Origin of the sequence: Streptomyces sp. C1-1, assembly GCF_050214755.1 — a bacterium.
Classification (GTDB): Bacteria; Actinomycetota; Actinomycetes; order Streptomycetales; family Streptomycetaceae; genus Streptomyces.
Genome location: NZ_CP189826.1, coordinates 8,374,449 through 8,389,006, shown reverse-complemented (window position 1 = coordinate 8,389,006; position 14,558 = coordinate 8,374,449). Strand labels below are relative to the sequence as shown.

The window sequence follows — 14,558 nt, the reverse complement described above, 5'->3', positions numbered from 1 at the left end:
AGGGCGTTCATCGGGGGCGTGGCAGGCTCAACGGGTCCAGGCCGTGTTCGTTCAGCCAGGTCTCCAGGTCGAACAGGTAGTACTGCTTGGTCCACAGCATCCCGGCGAGGGCCTGCCGCAGCACCCGCGCCTCGTCCTCGCTCGCGCCCTCGGGGGTCAACTCCGCGTAGAACGCGTCGGCTTCGGCGATCCGGTCGCGGAACACCGAGTCGAAGCCGCCCCAGGGACAGCCGGGAGCCGGCGGGCCCGAGCCGCAGCCGCAGCGTCTCCGAGCCGTCGGCCGCCACGCTCAGGACGTGGTGCGCGGCAGCCTTGGTGCCCTCCCGCGCCGGGTCGACCGCGTCGCTCTCGCCGTCCACCACGTACCGGCCGATGCCGTCCTTGACGTACGGCGTTCGGCGTTCGGCGTTCGGCGTTCGGCGTTCGGCGTTCGGCGGGTGCCTGCCTCACCTGCCGCGGGTGAGGTGCCGTCAGACGTCCACGCGGAAAGCGCACTTCGCGCCGGGACGCGGGGAGGGCGTGTCGCCCGATCTCCGCAGAACGGTGGACTGCGTCCGGACTACGGCGTGTACGCCGTCCCGGTGGACGGCGGTCCGGCAGCCGGCCGCCTACGGTCGCGCACCGCGCGCCGTGCCCACGCGCCTTGCTACGGCGGGGAGTTCGTCCACTCACCTGACGCGGGTGAGGCGCGCCGGTGACGCGAGGCGGCTGGATGGAGTGCCATCACGTCGAAGGGAGCGGCCATGGTCGAGATCGGGCCGGTACAGCTGCTGACGGTCGAGTTCGGGCCCGACGCGAAGTTCGAGGGAAGGATCCTCGACGAACTCGGAGTGCTGGAGCGCGACGGCCGGATCCGCGTGCTCGACCTGCTCTTCGTGCAGAAGGGGCCCGGGGGCGACCTCGTCACCGCCGACTACCAGGCGGAGAGCATGGGAGCGACCGTGGCCGCGCTGCTCGGTATCCCACGACGGACCCTGCGGCGGGCCGCGGCGATGTCGCCGTCGCTGTCCGAGTCGAACGCGTTCGGCCTCGGTCTCGACGAGATCCGCGACCTCGCACGGGGGCTCGATCCGGGCACGGCCGCCGGGTTCGTCCTGCTGGAGCACGTCTGGGCGCGGGATCTGCGCGAGGCGATCCGGGACGCGGGCGGCGTACCCGTGGCGGAGGGCTTCCTCACCGAGGAGGCCCTGGAAGGGGTGATGGCGGAACTCGCCGCCGGCCTGGCGCGGCTCGACGAGGCCGCCGAGCGGCACAGCGAAGCGGGCCGACAGCCCGGCCCCGACAACAGGAGGTCCTGATGACCGATCTCGTCGTACTCGGCTTCTCCGACAAGGAGAAGGCCGAGGCCGTACTGCGTCTGTCCAAGGAGCTGTCCAAACAGGAACTGCTCGACCTGGACGACGCCGCCCTCGCCTGGCGCACCCACGACGGCAGGATCCACGTGCGCCAGTCCTTCAGCCCCACCGCGAGCGGCGCCGCCGGCGGCGCCCTGTGGGGGACGCTGTTCGGCCTGATCTTCCTGATGCCCGTCTTCGGGGCCGCCGTCGGTGCCGCCACCGGAGCGGTCGCCGGGAAGCTCACGGACGTCGGCATCAACGACGCGTTCGTCAAGGAGATCGCGGGCACCCTCGAGCCCGGCCGCGCCGCGGTCTTCGCCCTCGTACGGCGTTCCACGCCGGACCGGGTCAGGGAGGCGCTGCGCCCGTTCGAGCCGACCGTGCTGCGCACGTCGCTCACCAAGGACCGCGAGGAGGAGCTCGTCACGGCCCTTCAGGCGTGAACTGCTGACCGTTCCACCAATTTCACCCGGGTGAGATGGGGCGCTCACCATGAACGCCCCGCCCGGGTGGGGCCACACTCGTCCGACATGTACCGGCCAGCCCCGAGAGCGAGGTGCCGGCGATGGACGAGTCGAACAACACGCGACGGCCACGGAGCGCGCCCGTGGCCGCCCTGCCGGCCCGGGTCGGGGTGCCTCCCCTGCCGACGTGGCTCGTGCCCCGGCCCCGGCTGACGGAACGTCTCTCCCGTGGAGTGCTGCGTCCGTTGACCGCGCTGGTCGGTCCCGTGGGCGCCGGCAAGTCGGCGCTCGCCGTGGAGTGGGCGCACACCGGGAGCGCGCCGGGCCCGGTCGCCTGGGTCACCTGCGACGGCCCGGAGGAGCGGGCCGACGTCTTCTGGACGCGGGTGCCCGCGGCCCTGCGCGAGGCCGGGGTGGACCTGCCGCGGCTCGCGGACGGACGGTGCGCGCCGTGGACGGGCGGTCCCGCCGGGGACCGGGGCGAAGGCCTCGATCCGTCGTCCGCCGCGGCCGACCGGCCGCTTCTCGTCGCGGCGATCGCCGACGCGATCGCGGCGCGGGAGGATCCCGTCGTCCTCGTACTGGACGATTTCCAGCCGGAGACCGGCTCGGCGGTCGCCCGGACGACCGCCTACCTGCTGCGGCACGCGGCGCCGGCGCTGCGGCTGGTCGTCCTCGCGCGCCGGGACCCGCCCCTGCACCTGCACCGCCTTCGGCTGTCCGGTGAGCTCACCGAACTGCGCACCGCGGACCTGGCCTTCGACGACCGCGAGACGGCCGCCCTGCTGGCCCAGCACGGCATCGTGCTGCCCCGGCAGGTGGCGAGCACCCTGCGCCGGCGGACCGACGGGTGGGCCGCGGGCCTGCGTCTGGCGGCGATGTCCATGGCGGACCACCCGCACCCGGAGCGGTTCGTGGCCCGGTTCGCCGGAGACGACGAGGCGGTCGTGAGCTATCTGGTGGAGGAGGTGCTGGACTGCCGAAGTCCCGCCGTGCGCGACCTGCTGCTGGCGACCAGCGTTCTGGACCATGTGAACGCCGAGCTGGCCACCGAACTCGCGGGCGCGGAGGCCGGGGCGCACTTCGCGGCGCTCACGGAGCAGAACACGTTTCTCCAGCACGTCGGAAACGGCTGGTACCGCTTCCACCGGATGTTCGCCGACGTGCTGCGGGTGCGGCTGCGGCACGAGGCACCCGACCTGGTGCCCCTTCTGCACCACCGGGCGGCCGGGTGGCTCGGCGAACACGGGCTGCTGGACGAGGCGGTACGGCACGCGTTGGCCGCGGACGACTGGGACTGCGCGGGCCGTCTCGTCGTACGGCACCTGGCCATCGGGCGGGTCCTGGCCCTGAGCGAGGGCCGGCTGCCGGATGAGCTGACGCGGCTGACGCCCGCCGCTCCGGAGAGCCGGTCCGGGCAGCCTCCCGCCCCGGAGGCCGCGCTCGTGGCCGCGGCCGCCGCTCTGCGGCGCGGCGAGCGGCCGGCCTGCGCGCGGGCACTGGAGTACTCCGACCGGTTGCTCGACGCGGTGCCCCGGCAGGATGCCGGCCGGATCGCCCGGTGCAGGTTGTCGCACGCGGTCGTCCGCATGGTGATGGACAGGGACCGCGATCCGCGGGCGGCGGGCGAGGCGGCGGCCGCCGCCGAGGACCTGTTCGCCCAGGTGCCCGCCGATCTGCTGGCCGACCGCCCCGAGCTGAGGGCCCTGGCGCTGTGCGTGCGCGGGCGCGCCGAACTGCGCACGGGCGCCCTGAAGGCGGCCGAGTCGTCACTGACGGCGGGACTGCGGGCCACGGGCGCCGCCGGCAACGGCACGCTGCGCCGCGACTGCCTCGTCGAGCTGGCGCTGCTGGAGGTGATCCGCGGACGCTTCCGGGCCGCGGACGAACTCGCCGGGCAGGCGCGGCGGCCGCCGCTGCCGGGCTGCGCCCCCGGGGACTCGTCCCTGGCCACACTGCACCTGGTGCGGGCCTGGGTAGCCGCGGCCGGGTTCCAGCCGGTCCGGGCCCGCAACGAACTCGGCGACGCCCAGGCGGCGTTGCGCACCGCGCCGGACCCCTTCGTCGCGTGGCTCGGGTCTCTGGCCGACCGGCTCCTCGGCGCGCCGGAGAGCGGAACACCGCCGGCCGCCGGGCTCGCGGGGACCGTCCCCGACGCCGCCGGGTGGCTCGCCGAGGATCTGCGCCGCTCCGTCGGGCGGGCATGGGCGGCCGCGGCGGGCGCGATGCGTGCCGGGGCCCTCCGGTCACCGCGTACCGGTGTCGTCCTCTCCGGTGTACCGGCCCAGGGGTGGGGGGACGGCCGGCCGCCCGTCGCCCCGCTCAGCACCCGGGAGCACGACGTGCTGCGGCGCCTCGCGGAGATGATGACGACGGAGGAGATCGCCGCGGAACTGTATCTGTCGGTCAACACGGTCAAGACGCACCTCAAGAGCGTGTACCGCAAGCTCGCCGTGTCCCGGCGGTCGGCCGCGGTACGGCGAGCTCGCGAACTCGAACTGCTCTGAAGGTCCTCCTGTCCGGCTCCGGTCGTCACAGGAGCCGTAGTCGCCTCGCCCGGTCGAGGGCTTCGGTGCGCGAGCAGACGCGGAGTTTCCGGTACACCGCTCGCGCGTGGCTCTTCACCGTGTTGTGCGAGATGAAGAGATCGGATCCGATCTGACGGAGCGGCACGTCCTCCTGCAGTCGCACCAGGACGGCGTGCTCACGTTCCGTCAGGGGTTCGGTCGGCGCCACGGGGTCCGGGAGGTCCCGACCGTCGCGAGGCAGCTCGGCCAGCACGGCCGAGGCCTCGTCCATCAGCACGCCCGCGCTGCGCGGGTCGCCCAGGGCGACCGCGATGTCCACGAGCGTGTCGGCGACCCACTCCAGACAGGTCGCCACCACGGTGTCCGCCTCCGGCGCCTCGTCGCCGAGGGCACGCAGTCGGCCGTGCAGCGCGGACACCCGCCGGGCATCCGTGCCGTGGAGGGGCGCTTCCCTCCGTCGGCCGCCCAGCACCGCAGACATGACCCTCACCTCCTCCGAGGTAGGCGGTACATACCAACGGTGGGGGCCGCGCACGCATGCCGGAAGGGGGCTTACGGCCTTTTGGTCCCGGTGTCACCCGTCCCGCCCGGCAACCGTCGTACCTCGACCAGTTCCAGTCCGAGGGCCTGGATGCGGTCCAGGATGCCGTACAGGGCCGCCTGGTCGAGCCCGGCGCCGTACAGGACGGTCTCCGGCGGGTTGACCGTGACCGTCAGCTCGGCGAACGCCGACCGGAAGGCCTGTCCCACCCTGCCCTTGATCCGGATCTCGAACTCGCCGCCGACGGCCCGCGCTTCTGCCCGCCGGGGTCCCGGGCGTTCCTCCGCCGTACCCATGAGGGGTCACCTCCGCTGCCGCGGGCTGGGGACACCCGACATTCTCCCGGGCGGCGCGGGCCGGGAATCATCCGCGGCGGGTGAACCCCCGGCGCGCCGGCCGCGGGATGCTCCTCGTTTCCGGAGGAGGTGTCCTACATGGCTGAGCAGACATCGGCGGGGCAGACCCGGTACGGCGGCGAGGCGCCGGAGAAGCGCGTCAAGCCGCTCATGGTCGGCGGGGTCGTGTTCGCCGTGTGCATGTTGTTCATCGTCGGTCTCTACCACGCGGTCGTCGGCATGGCGGCTCTCATCGACGACAACTTCTACCAGCGGGTGCGGGACTACCCGTACGACTACAACGTCACCGGCTGGGGCTGGTTCCACCTGATCTCCGGCCTCGTCGTCCTGGCCGCGGCGTTCAACCTCTTCAGCGGCCGGACGTGGGCGCGCGTGGTGGGCATCGTCGTCGCGATGCTCAGCATGCTGGAGAACTTCTTCTTCACGCCGTACTACCCGGTGTGGTCGGCCATCATGATCGGGCTGGACGTGCTGATCATCTGGTCCCTGGCGACCTACGGCCACGCGCAGGCCCATAAGGTCTACGGCGCGCCCATGTGAGGTGCCGCGCCGACGCCACGCGCCGCGTCGCCGCCCTCCGCGGCCTCACCCGCGCGGGGTGACACGCGGCCCGGTGCGCTTCCTCGGCGGCTCATCGCCTACGGTGCGTCCTGTACCGACGAGGAGGAGAGACCGATGACGCACGAGGCACTGATCACGGGTATCGGCGGCAGGGAGCCCAAGATCGACGGGGAGGCGTTCGTGGCGCCGACCGCTTCGGTGATCGGGGACGTGACGCTCGAAGCCGGTGCGAGTGTCTGGTACGGGGCGGTGCTGCGCGGTGACGTCGAGCGGATCTCCGTCGGGGCGCAGGCCAACATCCAGGACAACTGCACGCTGCACGCCGACCCCGGGTTCCCGGTGAGCATCGGGCAGCGGGTGTCGGTCGGGCACAACGCGGTGGTGCACGGGGCGACCGTCGGCGACGACTGTCTGGTCGGGATGGGCGCCACCGTGCTCAACGGGGCCGTGATCGGCGAGGGCTCGCTGGTCGCCGCGCAGGCGCTGGTGCCGCAGGGGATGCAGGTGCCGCCCGGCTCGCTGGTCGCCGGCGTCCCCGCGAAGGTCAAGCGGCAGCTGACGGACGAGGAGCGCGAGGGCGTCACCCTCAACGGAACGCTGTACGCGTCACTCGCGACGGCCCACGGCGAGCTCTACGAGAAGCCGTAGCCGTCAGTCGACGGCCGGGACGGGCTCCGGCTCGGCCGCCTGCTGCTGTGCCGCCTTCTTCGCCCGGCGCCTGATGACCAGCATCGACGCCAGACCGACGAGCACCGCGGCCACCAGGCCCAGGTACGAGAAGCGCTTCAGCCAGTCCTCGGCGACGATGCCGACGTAGTAGATGACCGCGGTGGTGCCGCCCGCCCAGCAGATGCCGCCGAGGACGTTGGCGATCAGGAACTTCCAGTACGGCATGTGCAGCACACCGGCGAGCGGGCCGGCGAAGATTCGCAGCAGGGCGATGAAGCGGCCGAAGAAGACGGCCCACATGCCCCACTTCTCGAAGGACCGCTCGGCCGTGGCCACGTGTCCTTCGCTGAAGTGCCTGGGGAACTTCGCGCCCAGCCAGGCCAGCAGCGGCCGGCCGCCCTTGCGGCCGATGGCGTAGCCGATGGAGTCGCCGACGACCGCGCCGAGGGTGGCGCAGGCGCCGAGGATCACGGGATTGACGCCCGAGTGCTGGGAGGACAGCAGGGCCGCCGAGACCAGGACGATCTCGCCGGGCAGCGGGATGCCCAGGCTCTCCAGACCGATGACCAGCGCCACCACGGCGTAGACGGCCGCGGCGGGCACGGTGTCGAGCCACTCCTGGACGTGCAAAGCCGGTTCCTCCCGGATCGTGACGCTTGGTTCGCCGTGTTCCCGGCGTGCGCCGCACGGGGGCGCACGCCGGGAAGCCTACCGGGTCAGCCGGCGGCGAGGCGGTCCCAGAGGTCGCAGTTGTGCTCCCTGTGAACCGTGGTGCTCAGGGTGACACCGCCCTTGGACGCGGTCCTGAGCGAGAGGACGACGCCCGGACCGGCGGGCATCGCCGGCTGTCCGGTGGCCCGCGGCACACCGTCCCGCACGAACGACCCCCAGTACTGGATCATCTGCCGCGACAGCGCCCTCTGCTGCGCGTCGAGGGGCGACTCGAGCCCGAAGTGCTTGAAGAGGTACTGGACCTCGTTGACGTGCGTCGCGCCGAAGTCGAAGTCGGTGTGCAGGTTGCGCAGGGAGGCGAAGGGCGGCGAGGTGCGGTCGGCGAACTCGTACGAGTAGACCGGGCCGCGCGCCTTCAGCAGGCCGTCGAGCCGCAGCGCGGTGCACGCGAAGACCGCGTCGCCCAGGGCGGTGGCGTACCCGACGGTCGGGGTCGGGTAGTCGGACAGCGGATAGCGGGACAGCGCCTCATCGCCGAACTCGTCCCGCATGACCTGCGGATACCGTTCGGCGGTCAGCGGGGTGGCGTTCAGGTCGAAGCGGGAGAACGCGAACAGCCGCCCCTCGTCCTCGTTGGCGCCGTTGATCACCGGCACCCGGGACGCCGCGCCCTTCGCGAGCGCCTGCTCGGGCTGCACCGGCAGGAAGGCGCCGCCGGTCACCGGCCCCCAGTCGAAGTCGCCCTGGGCCTCGAGGATCTCGCGGGCGGACTTGCCGCGCAGACAGGCCGGCGTCGTGCAGCCGAGCCGCTTCGCGAAGTCGGCTCCCTGTGCCACCGCGTCCGGGTGGGTGCGGGCGGCGCAGTCGCCGTAGGCGCCGCTCTCGATGACGCCCGCCCGGAAGAGGCCCCTCGCGGTGGGCGAGGCGAGCTGGGTGCAGACCGAGCGGCCGCCGGCCGATTCGCCGGCGACGGTGACGCGGGCCGGATCGCCGCCGAAGCGACCGATGTTGGCACGCACCCAGCGCAGCGCGGCCTGCTGGTCGAGCATGCCGAAGTTGCCGGAGACCCCGTCCCGGGCCTCCTTGTCCAGGCCGGCCGCGGCGAGGAAACCCATCGCGCCGAGGCGGTAGTTGACGGTGACGACGACGGTTCCGGTCCGGCGGGCGAAGGTGTCGGGGACGACGTCCTGGCCGGCGCCGGCGGTCAGTCCCCCGCCGTGGAACCAGACGAGGACCGCGCGGCGCGCCGAGCCGTCGGGGACGTACACGTTCAGGTCGAGGCAGTCCTCGGTGTACGACGGCCGGTCGTAACCGGGGTCCCAACTCGCGTTCTGTACGCACTTGTTGCCGAAGGACCGGGCCGAACGCACCCCGTGCCAGGGGCGGACGGGCCGCGGATCGCGCCAGCGCAGGGCGCCCACGGGCGGCTCGGCGTACGGGATGCCGAGGAACTGCCGCCCCTCGGCGGTGGTCTCGCCGCGCACGGGGCCCGCGTCGGTGCGGACCACCGGACCGTCGCCCGGTGCCGCGGCGGCCTGGGCGGCGGGGACGGGGGCGACGAGGGCGGCCGCGAGGGCCGTCAGGGCGACGGCGATGCGTCGGATCACTTGCCCACCTCCACGCTGGTGCGCAGCCGCAGGTCGCGCGCGGACGCTCCGACCCAGACGGAGCGGCGGCCGGTGCCGAGCACCCAATCGTGACGCTTCGGGTCCCATGAGGACAATGTGCGTGCGGCGACTTCCACCCGGACGCGCCGCCGCTCCCCCGCAACCAGCACAAGTCTGCGGTAGCCGCCCAACACCCGTACCGCCTGGTCGAGTCGGAGGTCGGGCGAGCGTCCGAGATACACCTGCGGCACGGCGATGCCTTCGCGCCGGCCGGTGTTGCGGACGGTGAAGGACACCTCCAGCCCGGCCCTCGTGCGGCGCGCCCGCAGGTCGTCGTAGGCGAAGGAGGTGTACGACAGCCCGTGCCCGAAGGGGAACAGCGGCCGCACGCCCTCGGCGTCGTACCAGCGGTAGCCGGCGTGGATGCCCTCCGAGTACTCCTCGATGCCGTCGACTCCGGGGTAGCGGCGGGGGTCTCCGGCGACGGGGTGATGGTCGTCGTCGACCGGGAAGGACTGGGTGAGACGGCCGCCCGGGTCGCACTCGCCGAACAGGACGGCGGCGGTGGCGGCCGCGCCCTCCTGGCCCGGGTAGTACATCTGCAGGACGGCGCCGGTGCGCCGCAACCAGGGCATGGACGTCGAGGAGGAGGTGTTGAGGACGACCGTGGTGCGCGGGTTGGCGGCGGTGACGGCGTCGATCAGCTGTTCCTGGTGGCCCGGAAGGGCGATGGTGGTGCGGTCCTGGCCCTCGGTGGCGTCCTCATAGGCGAACAGGACGACGTCCCGCGCGGCCCGGGCGGCGGCGACGCCCTCGGCGACGTCCTGTGCGCGGGTCGCGCCGGTGCTGCGCCGCAGCCGGAACAGCAGCCCGCCGGCTCCTCCCTGCGCGCTGATCCGCAGGGTGTGGGCGCCTGCCGCGAGGGTGAGGCTCTTGCGGCGTACGGACAGCCCGTCCGGGGCGGCCGAGACGAGCCCACCCTGGAAGTACTCGCCGTACCCGGCGGCCTGCGGGAACAGTTCGGTGCCGTCGAGCAGTACCTTGGGCCGTGCCGTGGGCGCGGAGGAGAAGTGCAGGACGAAGGTCCACTCGTCGGCCTCGGGGACGGTGAGCGTGCCGTCGTACGTCCAGACCTTGCCCGCGCCGACCTGGACGCCCTCGCTGTCGAAGGCGGGGCTGAGCAGCGATGCCGGGATCGCCTTGCCGAACAAATCCTCGCCAGGGGCATAAGTCACCTTGCCCGCACGGGACTTGATGGCGTCGAGGGGGTTGTCGGCATGGTCGGGGACCACGTGCGCGCTGCCGCCGCCGCTGACGAACGGCAGGCTGCCGGTCGGGCCGATCACCGCGACGGTGCCGCCGGGGCGCAGGGGCAGGGTGCGGTGTTCGTTGCGCAGGAGCGTGGCGCCCGCCCTGGCGACCTCCAGCGCGACGGCCGCGCCCGCCCGCGGGTCCCGGTCGGGGCGCGGCGGCGCGCTGCCGTCGAGCAGCCCGAAGCGGTCCATGACGGCGAGGACGCGGCGCACGGCGCGGTCGACGTAGCGCTCGGGCACGGCGCCGTCGCGCACGGCCGTGGCGAGCGCCGTACCGAAGTGGGTGCCGTCGGGCATCTCCATGTCGAGGCCCGCCGTGATGGCGGCGACGGTGCTGTGGGCGGCGAACCAGTCGGTCATCACCCAGCCCTCGAAGCCCCATCGGTCGCGCAGGATGTCGGTGAGCAAGGTCTTGTTCTCGCAGGCGAAAGTGGAGTCGACCTTGTTGTATGCGCCCATGACGGCACCGGCGCCCGCGCCGACGGCGGCCTCGAAGCCACGCAACTCCAGCTCGTGCATGGTCTGTTCGTCGACCCGTACGTCGATCGTCATGCGGTCCCGTTCCTGGTTGTTCATCGCGAAGTGCTTGACGGTCGCGATGAGATGTTCGCCCTGGATGCCGCCGACCTCCGCGGCGACCAAGTCCGAGGCGAGCAGCGGGTCCTCGCTGAAGGTCTCGAAGTTGCGGCCCGCGTACGGGGTGCGGATCAGGTTGACCATCGGGGAGAGCAGGACGTCCTGGCCGAGGGCGCGGCCCTCGCGTCCGATGACCTGTCCGTAGCGGCGGGCGAGTTGGGGGTCGAAGGCGGAGGCGAGGAGGACGGGGGCGGGCAGGGCGGTGGCGTGCCGGGTGACGCGGACGCCGGCCGGGCCGTCGGCCAGGCGCAGGGGCGGTATGCCGAGGCGTGCCACGCCGGGGACATAGCCCGCCTGGCCGAGTGAGGCGGGGTCGGTGGTGCCGTGCAGGAGGGAGATCTTCTCGTCGAGGGTGAGCCGGGCGAGGAGGCCTTCGACGCGGGGGCCGGCCCCCGCCTCGGGTCTCGACTGCGCGTGGGCGGCCGGTGTGAAACCACCGGTGGCCGCCGCGGCGACGGCGATCGCGCCGCTCATGAGACGCAGGGCGGATCGGCGGGAGACGGGGTCGGACATGAGCCGTCACTCCTTCGGTGTGCGGACACGACGATGTGGACCGCTGGAGCACCCCCGGTGGTGTGTTCGGTACGTGAACGCACCTGGCCTCACTGGCCACTTGACGTTCCGTTCGACACCACCGACGCGGCGGGAAAACTATGACCGGAGGTGACTCGTGTCAATGACAGGAACGAGAAACGACGCGAACGCCGACAACAAACGAAGTCGGGCCACCCGACGGAAGGGGCCCCCGGGGAAAGGGACCACCCGACGGAAGGGGCCACCCAGGGAAAGGGGCCACCCGACGGAAGGGTGACCCCGTCGCCCTAGTGAACCTGCGCACCCCAGGTGGCTCGTGGAGCCGGCACACCGCTGTCGACGGACCAGCCCTTGGCCACGAGCACCGTCGCCAGCAGGGCGAGGGCGGTCACCCCGACGCCCAGGGCGATGACCGTGGCACGTCTGGCCGAGGGAGCGGGACGGTGACGGCCGCCGCCGAGGGGCCGGGCGCCGCGGTGACCCGGCCGCACCTTCCGGTCCCCGCCGCGACCCGGCCGGGAGTCGAAGTAGCGCTGCGCGCCCCAGCCGAGGACGGTCTCGGCGAGCAGCACCTCGAGACCGTCCTCGAAGTGACTGAGCTGCTCGGCGGCGTGCCGGCAGTAGCGGCACTCCGCCAGGTGCTGCTGCACGTCCGGGAGCAGGGCGCCCCCGCGCCGTATCGGGACGTCGAGGAGCCGGTTGTAGAAACGGCATTCCCGGCCGGGCGCGAGTTCCCGGTGGGCGCGTACGCAGCCGACCCGGAATTGCTCGCGCGCCTGCTCCAGAGCGGCCGCCGCGGTGGGCGCGTCCACCCCCAGCAGACCGGCTGGTATGGTTATGGGTTCCGCCTCGACCTCGGTATGCCACAAGAGGCATTGGGAGGCTCCCGGAAGCGCCCTGAATGCCCGTTCGGCGAGCTGTCGCCTTTCGGGCGTCACGGACCGTGCGGCCCGCAGCCCCCGGCCGCCGGTCGGTTTGCGGAGTTCCGGCAGCACAAGGGAAATGTCGTCGTCGGCGGCCCACTCCTTGACGGTCTCCCGTACCGCCATCAGGATTTGCGGCCGCAGCGCGCCACCGGCCGGCCCGCCGAGCACCCGGTGGAATGCGGCGGCCGTGACCATGGACGCAGGGTCGTCAGCACCGGCGAGACATACGACTGCGTAGTCGTATGCCGCCCGCCAGTGCCTGGCCAGCAGTAACGCTCCCGCCCGGGCACCCGCGGCGCCCTGGTTCAGTTGCGCGACGAGGTTGCGGTCGGACTCTTCCGGACCCGATCCGGGACGCGGCGGATACGGGGGACGTGGGGGGTAAGGGGATGGCACTGAACCGATTCCTTCCAAGCCGCAGGACGACGTACGGAATTCGCGGGTCCACCGAAAAGAGGGGGTCTGATTGGTGCGTACCTGTGCACGTCGGGTGCCGGGACCGCTATAGGGCCGTTCACTTTCGCACAATTGATGCGCAGGAAACAAGAAGTTCGAGTGACCCAAGTTCAAAACAGCGAAAGTTCAGATAAGTTACCCGCGGTATCCACACCGGCATTCGATGGAACGGTCGCAGCGCCGCCAAGTTGTGTGGGGAAAAAGGCGACCGGCGCACGAAACCTTCAAATCCTTGCGTTCCGTCCAGCCGGACCCACAGCGTCCTCCGAGGTTTCTCTCGGGGCCCTCTCATCCGCGTGAGCCAGCATGGGCCGCATGATCGCCCCCCACGCCACGAGCGCCCCCGCCTCCGTCCGTACCGTCACCAAGGCGGTCGTCCCGGCCGCCGGGCTCGGCACCCGCTTCCTGCCCGCGACCAAGGCCACGCCCAAGGAGATGCTGCCGGTCGTCGACAAGCCGGCCATCCAGTACGTCGTGGAGGAGGCGGCCGCGGCCGGGCTCGACGACGTCCTGATGGTCACCGGGCGGCACAAGCGGGCCATCGAGGACCACTTCGACAACGCCTTCGAGCTGGAGCAGGCCCTCGCCGCCAAGGGGGACACCGTACGGCTGGACTCCGTACGCGATCCGGCCCGGCTGGCCAACATCCACCACATCCGCCAGGGCGAACCGCTCGGCCTCGGCCACGCCGTCCTGTGCGCCCGCCGCCACGTCGGCGACCAGCCCTTCGCCGTCCTGCTCGGCGACGACCTGATCGACCCGCGCGAGACCCTGCTCAGCCGGATGCTGGACGTCCGCGACCAGTACGCGGGCAGCGTGGTCGCCCTGATGGAGGTGGAGCCGGAGCAGATCCACCTCTACGGCTGCGCGGCCGTCGAGGCGACCGCCGAGGCCGACGTGGTCCGGGTCACCGGCCTGGTGGAGAAGCCCTCGCGCCAGGACGCGCCGAGCACCTACGCCGTCATCGGCCGCTACGTCCTCGACCCGGCCGTCTTCGACACCCTGGAGCGCACCCCGCCGGGCCGCGGCGGCGAGATCCAGCTGACCGATGCCCTCCAGGAACTGGCCGCGGGCGGCACGGTGCACGGCGTCGTCTTCGACGGACTGCGCTACGACACCGGCGACAAGGCCGACTATCTGCGCACGGTGGTTCGACTGGCCTGCGACCGGGACGACCTGGGGCCCGAATTCACCGCCTGGCTCAAGGAGTTCGTCGCGGGCCTGGAGGACGGAGCCGTCGCCGACCGACGTCGCCAGGCGGCCTGAGGACACGGCGTGTCACCCCGGGCGAGGCACACCCGGGACGACGCCACGACGCGGGGTCCGAGCCGTATGCCCCGGACCCCGCGTCGCAGCCGTATCAGCCGTTGGGACGCAGCGTCCAGATGACGGTCATCTCACCGGTGACGGCGCCGTCCTCGCGCCTGAGCTCGATCGAGACGGGGAACTCGGGGCGCTGCCCGGCGTCCAGCTCGGCGACCACGTCGGCGGCCGGACGGCCGAGGGTCGCGGTGGCGGTGACCGGGCCCATCGCCAGCTTCCGGTAGGCGATCTCCGCGCTCACGGCGAGCGGCACGGCCCGCGAGAGCTGCTCGCCGAAGGCGGCCAGCACGATCGTCCCGCTCGCGGTCTCCCCGAGGGTGAACATCGCGCCGGCGTGCGGGCCGCCGACGTGGTTGTGGTACTCGCTCTGGTCCGGCAGGACCACCACGGCCTTCTCCGGCGTGGTCTCCAGGAACTCCAGGTTCAGGGTCCGGGCCATCGGCACCGTCGCGGCGAGCATCTCGCCGATCGACATCTGGTCTGCGCTCATGCGGGGATGTTACCCATGAGTAGCCGCGAGTGGCCAGATCCGTGCGGTGATCGTTCGCCGTACCGGGCGGACCGCCTCCCGGTCGCGGGCTCCGGGCCGGGCATGACGGGAAAACGGTTTGGCAGGTGGCGTCACCAGCGGGGAC

General features: G+C 72.5%; 13 protein-coding genes and 1 pseudogene. 6 read left to right on the top strand and 8 right to left on the bottom strand.

Annotated elements, in window-relative coordinates; translation table 11 throughout:
- Positions 1-7: 7 nt before the first annotated feature.
- On the bottom strand, positions 8-205 hold the full coding sequence (locus tag ACQF4J_RS38185) for a hypothetical protein (protein WP_351564606.1): 198 nt from the start codon (positions 203-205) through the stop codon (positions 8-10).
- A gap of 538 nt (positions 206-743) precedes the next feature.
- Between ACQF4J_RS38185 and ACQF4J_RS38180 the strand changes: the two genes are divergently transcribed.
- From ACQF4J_RS38180 to ACQF4J_RS38170, 3 genes are all read left to right on the top strand, one after another.
- Positions 744-1,298, top strand: coding sequence for a DUF1269 domain-containing protein (locus ACQF4J_RS38180; protein ID WP_427167800.1), 555 nt, complete (start codon positions 744-746; stop codon positions 1,296-1,298).
- Complete coding sequence (locus ACQF4J_RS38175; protein ID WP_351804584.1) at positions 1,298-1,780, top strand: DUF1269 domain-containing protein; 483 nt, start codon at positions 1,298-1,300, stop codon at positions 1,778-1,780. The genes ACQF4J_RS38180 and ACQF4J_RS38175 overlap by 1 nt, the downstream gene beginning before the upstream one ends.
- Positions 1,781-1,902: 122 nt before the next feature.
- Complete coding sequence (locus tag ACQF4J_RS38170; RefSeq protein ID WP_427167799.1) at positions 1,903-4,308, top strand: LuxR C-terminal-related transcriptional regulator; 2,406 nt, start codon at positions 1,903-1,905, stop codon at positions 4,306-4,308.
- A gap of 25 nt (positions 4,309-4,333) precedes the next feature.
- On the opposite strand, the gene ACQF4J_RS38165 is transcribed toward ACQF4J_RS38170, so the two are convergent.
- Both ACQF4J_RS38165 and ACQF4J_RS38160 read right to left on the bottom strand, forming a co-directional pair.
- Positions 4,334-4,810 carry a helix-turn-helix transcriptional regulator gene (locus ACQF4J_RS38165; protein WP_351564587.1) on the bottom strand — a complete coding sequence of 159 codons (477 nt, stop codon included), beginning with the start codon at positions 4,808-4,810 and terminating at the stop codon, positions 4,334-4,336.
- A gap of 71 nt (positions 4,811-4,881) precedes the next feature.
- Positions 4,882-5,166: a hypothetical protein gene (locus ACQF4J_RS38160; protein WP_351564584.1), complete on the bottom strand. Its 285-nt coding sequence runs from the start codon at positions 5,164-5,166 to the stop codon at positions 4,882-4,884.
- A 138-nt stretch (positions 5,167-5,304) separates the two neighbouring features.
- Between ACQF4J_RS38160 and ACQF4J_RS38155 the strand changes: the two genes are divergently transcribed.
- On the top strand, positions 5,305-5,766 hold the full coding sequence (locus ACQF4J_RS38155; RefSeq protein ID WP_351564581.1) for a DUF7144 family membrane protein: 462 nt from the start codon (positions 5,305-5,307) through the stop codon (positions 5,764-5,766).
- A gap of 135 nt (positions 5,767-5,901) precedes the next feature.
- The gene (locus tag ACQF4J_RS38150) at positions 5,902-6,435 is read left to right on the top strand and encodes a gamma carbonic anhydrase family protein (RefSeq protein WP_142150109.1); all 534 of its coding nucleotides are present in this window, start codon (positions 5,902-5,904) and stop codon (positions 6,433-6,435) included.
- Between the two features lie 3 nt (positions 6,436-6,438).
- Here the strand turns inward: ACQF4J_RS38150 and ACQF4J_RS38145 are convergent, their stop codons facing one another.
- From ACQF4J_RS38145 to ACQF4J_RS38130, 4 genes and pseudogenes are all read right to left on the bottom strand, one after another.
- Complete coding sequence (locus tag ACQF4J_RS38145) at positions 6,439-7,086, bottom strand: DedA family protein (protein WP_351564578.1); 648 nt, start codon at positions 7,084-7,086, stop codon at positions 6,439-6,441.
- An 86-nt stretch (positions 7,087-7,172) separates the two neighbouring features.
- Positions 7,173-8,735, bottom strand: a complete 1,563-nt coding sequence (locus tag ACQF4J_RS38140; protein ID WP_351804588.1) for a carboxylesterase/lipase family protein — start codon at positions 8,733-8,735, stop codon at positions 7,173-7,175.
- Entirely contained in the window at positions 8,732-11,197 is a 2,466-nt protein-coding gene (locus ACQF4J_RS38135) for a beta-glucosidase family protein (RefSeq protein ID WP_351804590.1), read from the bottom strand. Before ACQF4J_RS38135 ends, ACQF4J_RS38140 begins: the two co-directional genes overlap by 4 nt.
- A gap of 320 nt (positions 11,198-11,517) precedes the next feature.
- Positions 11,518-12,540: pseudogene (locus ACQF4J_RS38130) on the bottom strand (hydrolase); the annotation flags it as partial.
- A 375-nt stretch (positions 12,541-12,915) separates the two neighbouring features.
- Between ACQF4J_RS38130 and galU the strand changes: the two are divergent.
- Positions 12,916-13,866, top strand: coding sequence for a UTP--glucose-1-phosphate uridylyltransferase GalU (galU, locus tag ACQF4J_RS38125; protein ID WP_351564570.1), 951 nt, complete (start codon positions 12,916-12,918; stop codon positions 13,864-13,866).
- 94 nt (positions 13,867-13,960) lie between these two features.
- On the opposite strand, the gene ACQF4J_RS38120 is transcribed toward galU, so the two are convergent.
- Positions 13,961-14,398, bottom strand: a complete 438-nt coding sequence (locus tag ACQF4J_RS38120) for a DUF4442 domain-containing protein (protein ID WP_351564982.1) — start codon at positions 14,396-14,398, stop codon at positions 13,961-13,963.
- Positions 14,399-14,558: the final 160 nt, after the last annotated feature.

What these genes read in the sequence shown, in the direction of transcription:
- ACQF4J_RS38165 (WP_351564587.1), bottom strand. Translation starts at nt 4,810, where the DNA reads ATGTCTGCGGTGCTGGGCGGCCGACGGAGGGAAGCGCCCCTCCACGGC.
- ACQF4J_RS38135 (WP_351804590.1), bottom strand. Translation starts at nt 11,197, where the DNA reads ATGTCCGACCCCGTCTCCCGCCGATCCGCCCTGCGTCTCATGAGCGGC.
- ACQF4J_RS38160 (WP_351564584.1), bottom strand. Translation starts at nt 5,166, where the DNA reads ATGGGTACGGCGGAGGAACGCCCGGGACCCCGGCGGGCAGAAGCGCGG.
- ACQF4J_RS38175 (WP_351804584.1), top strand. Translation starts at nt 1,298, where the DNA reads ATGACCGATCTCGTCGTACTCGGCTTCTCCGACAAGGAGAAGGCCGAG.
- ACQF4J_RS38120 (WP_351564982.1), bottom strand. Translation starts at nt 14,398, where the DNA reads ATGTCGATCGGCGAGATGCTCGCCGCGACGGTGCCGATGGCCCGGACC.
- ACQF4J_RS38155 (WP_351564581.1), top strand. Translation starts at nt 5,305, where the DNA reads ATGGCTGAGCAGACATCGGCGGGGCAGACCCGGTACGGCGGCGAGGCG.
- ACQF4J_RS38150 (WP_142150109.1), top strand. Translation starts at nt 5,902, where the DNA reads ATGACGCACGAGGCACTGATCACGGGTATCGGCGGCAGGGAGCCCAAG.
- ACQF4J_RS38170 (WP_427167799.1), top strand. Translation starts at nt 1,903, where the DNA reads ATGGACGAGTCGAACAACACGCGACGGCCACGGAGCGCGCCCGTGGCC.
- ACQF4J_RS38180 (WP_427167800.1), top strand. Translation starts at nt 744, where the DNA reads ATGGTCGAGATCGGGCCGGTACAGCTGCTGACGGTCGAGTTCGGGCCC.
- galU (WP_351564570.1), top strand. Translation starts at nt 12,916, where the DNA reads ATGATCGCCCCCCACGCCACGAGCGCCCCCGCCTCCGTCCGTACCGTC.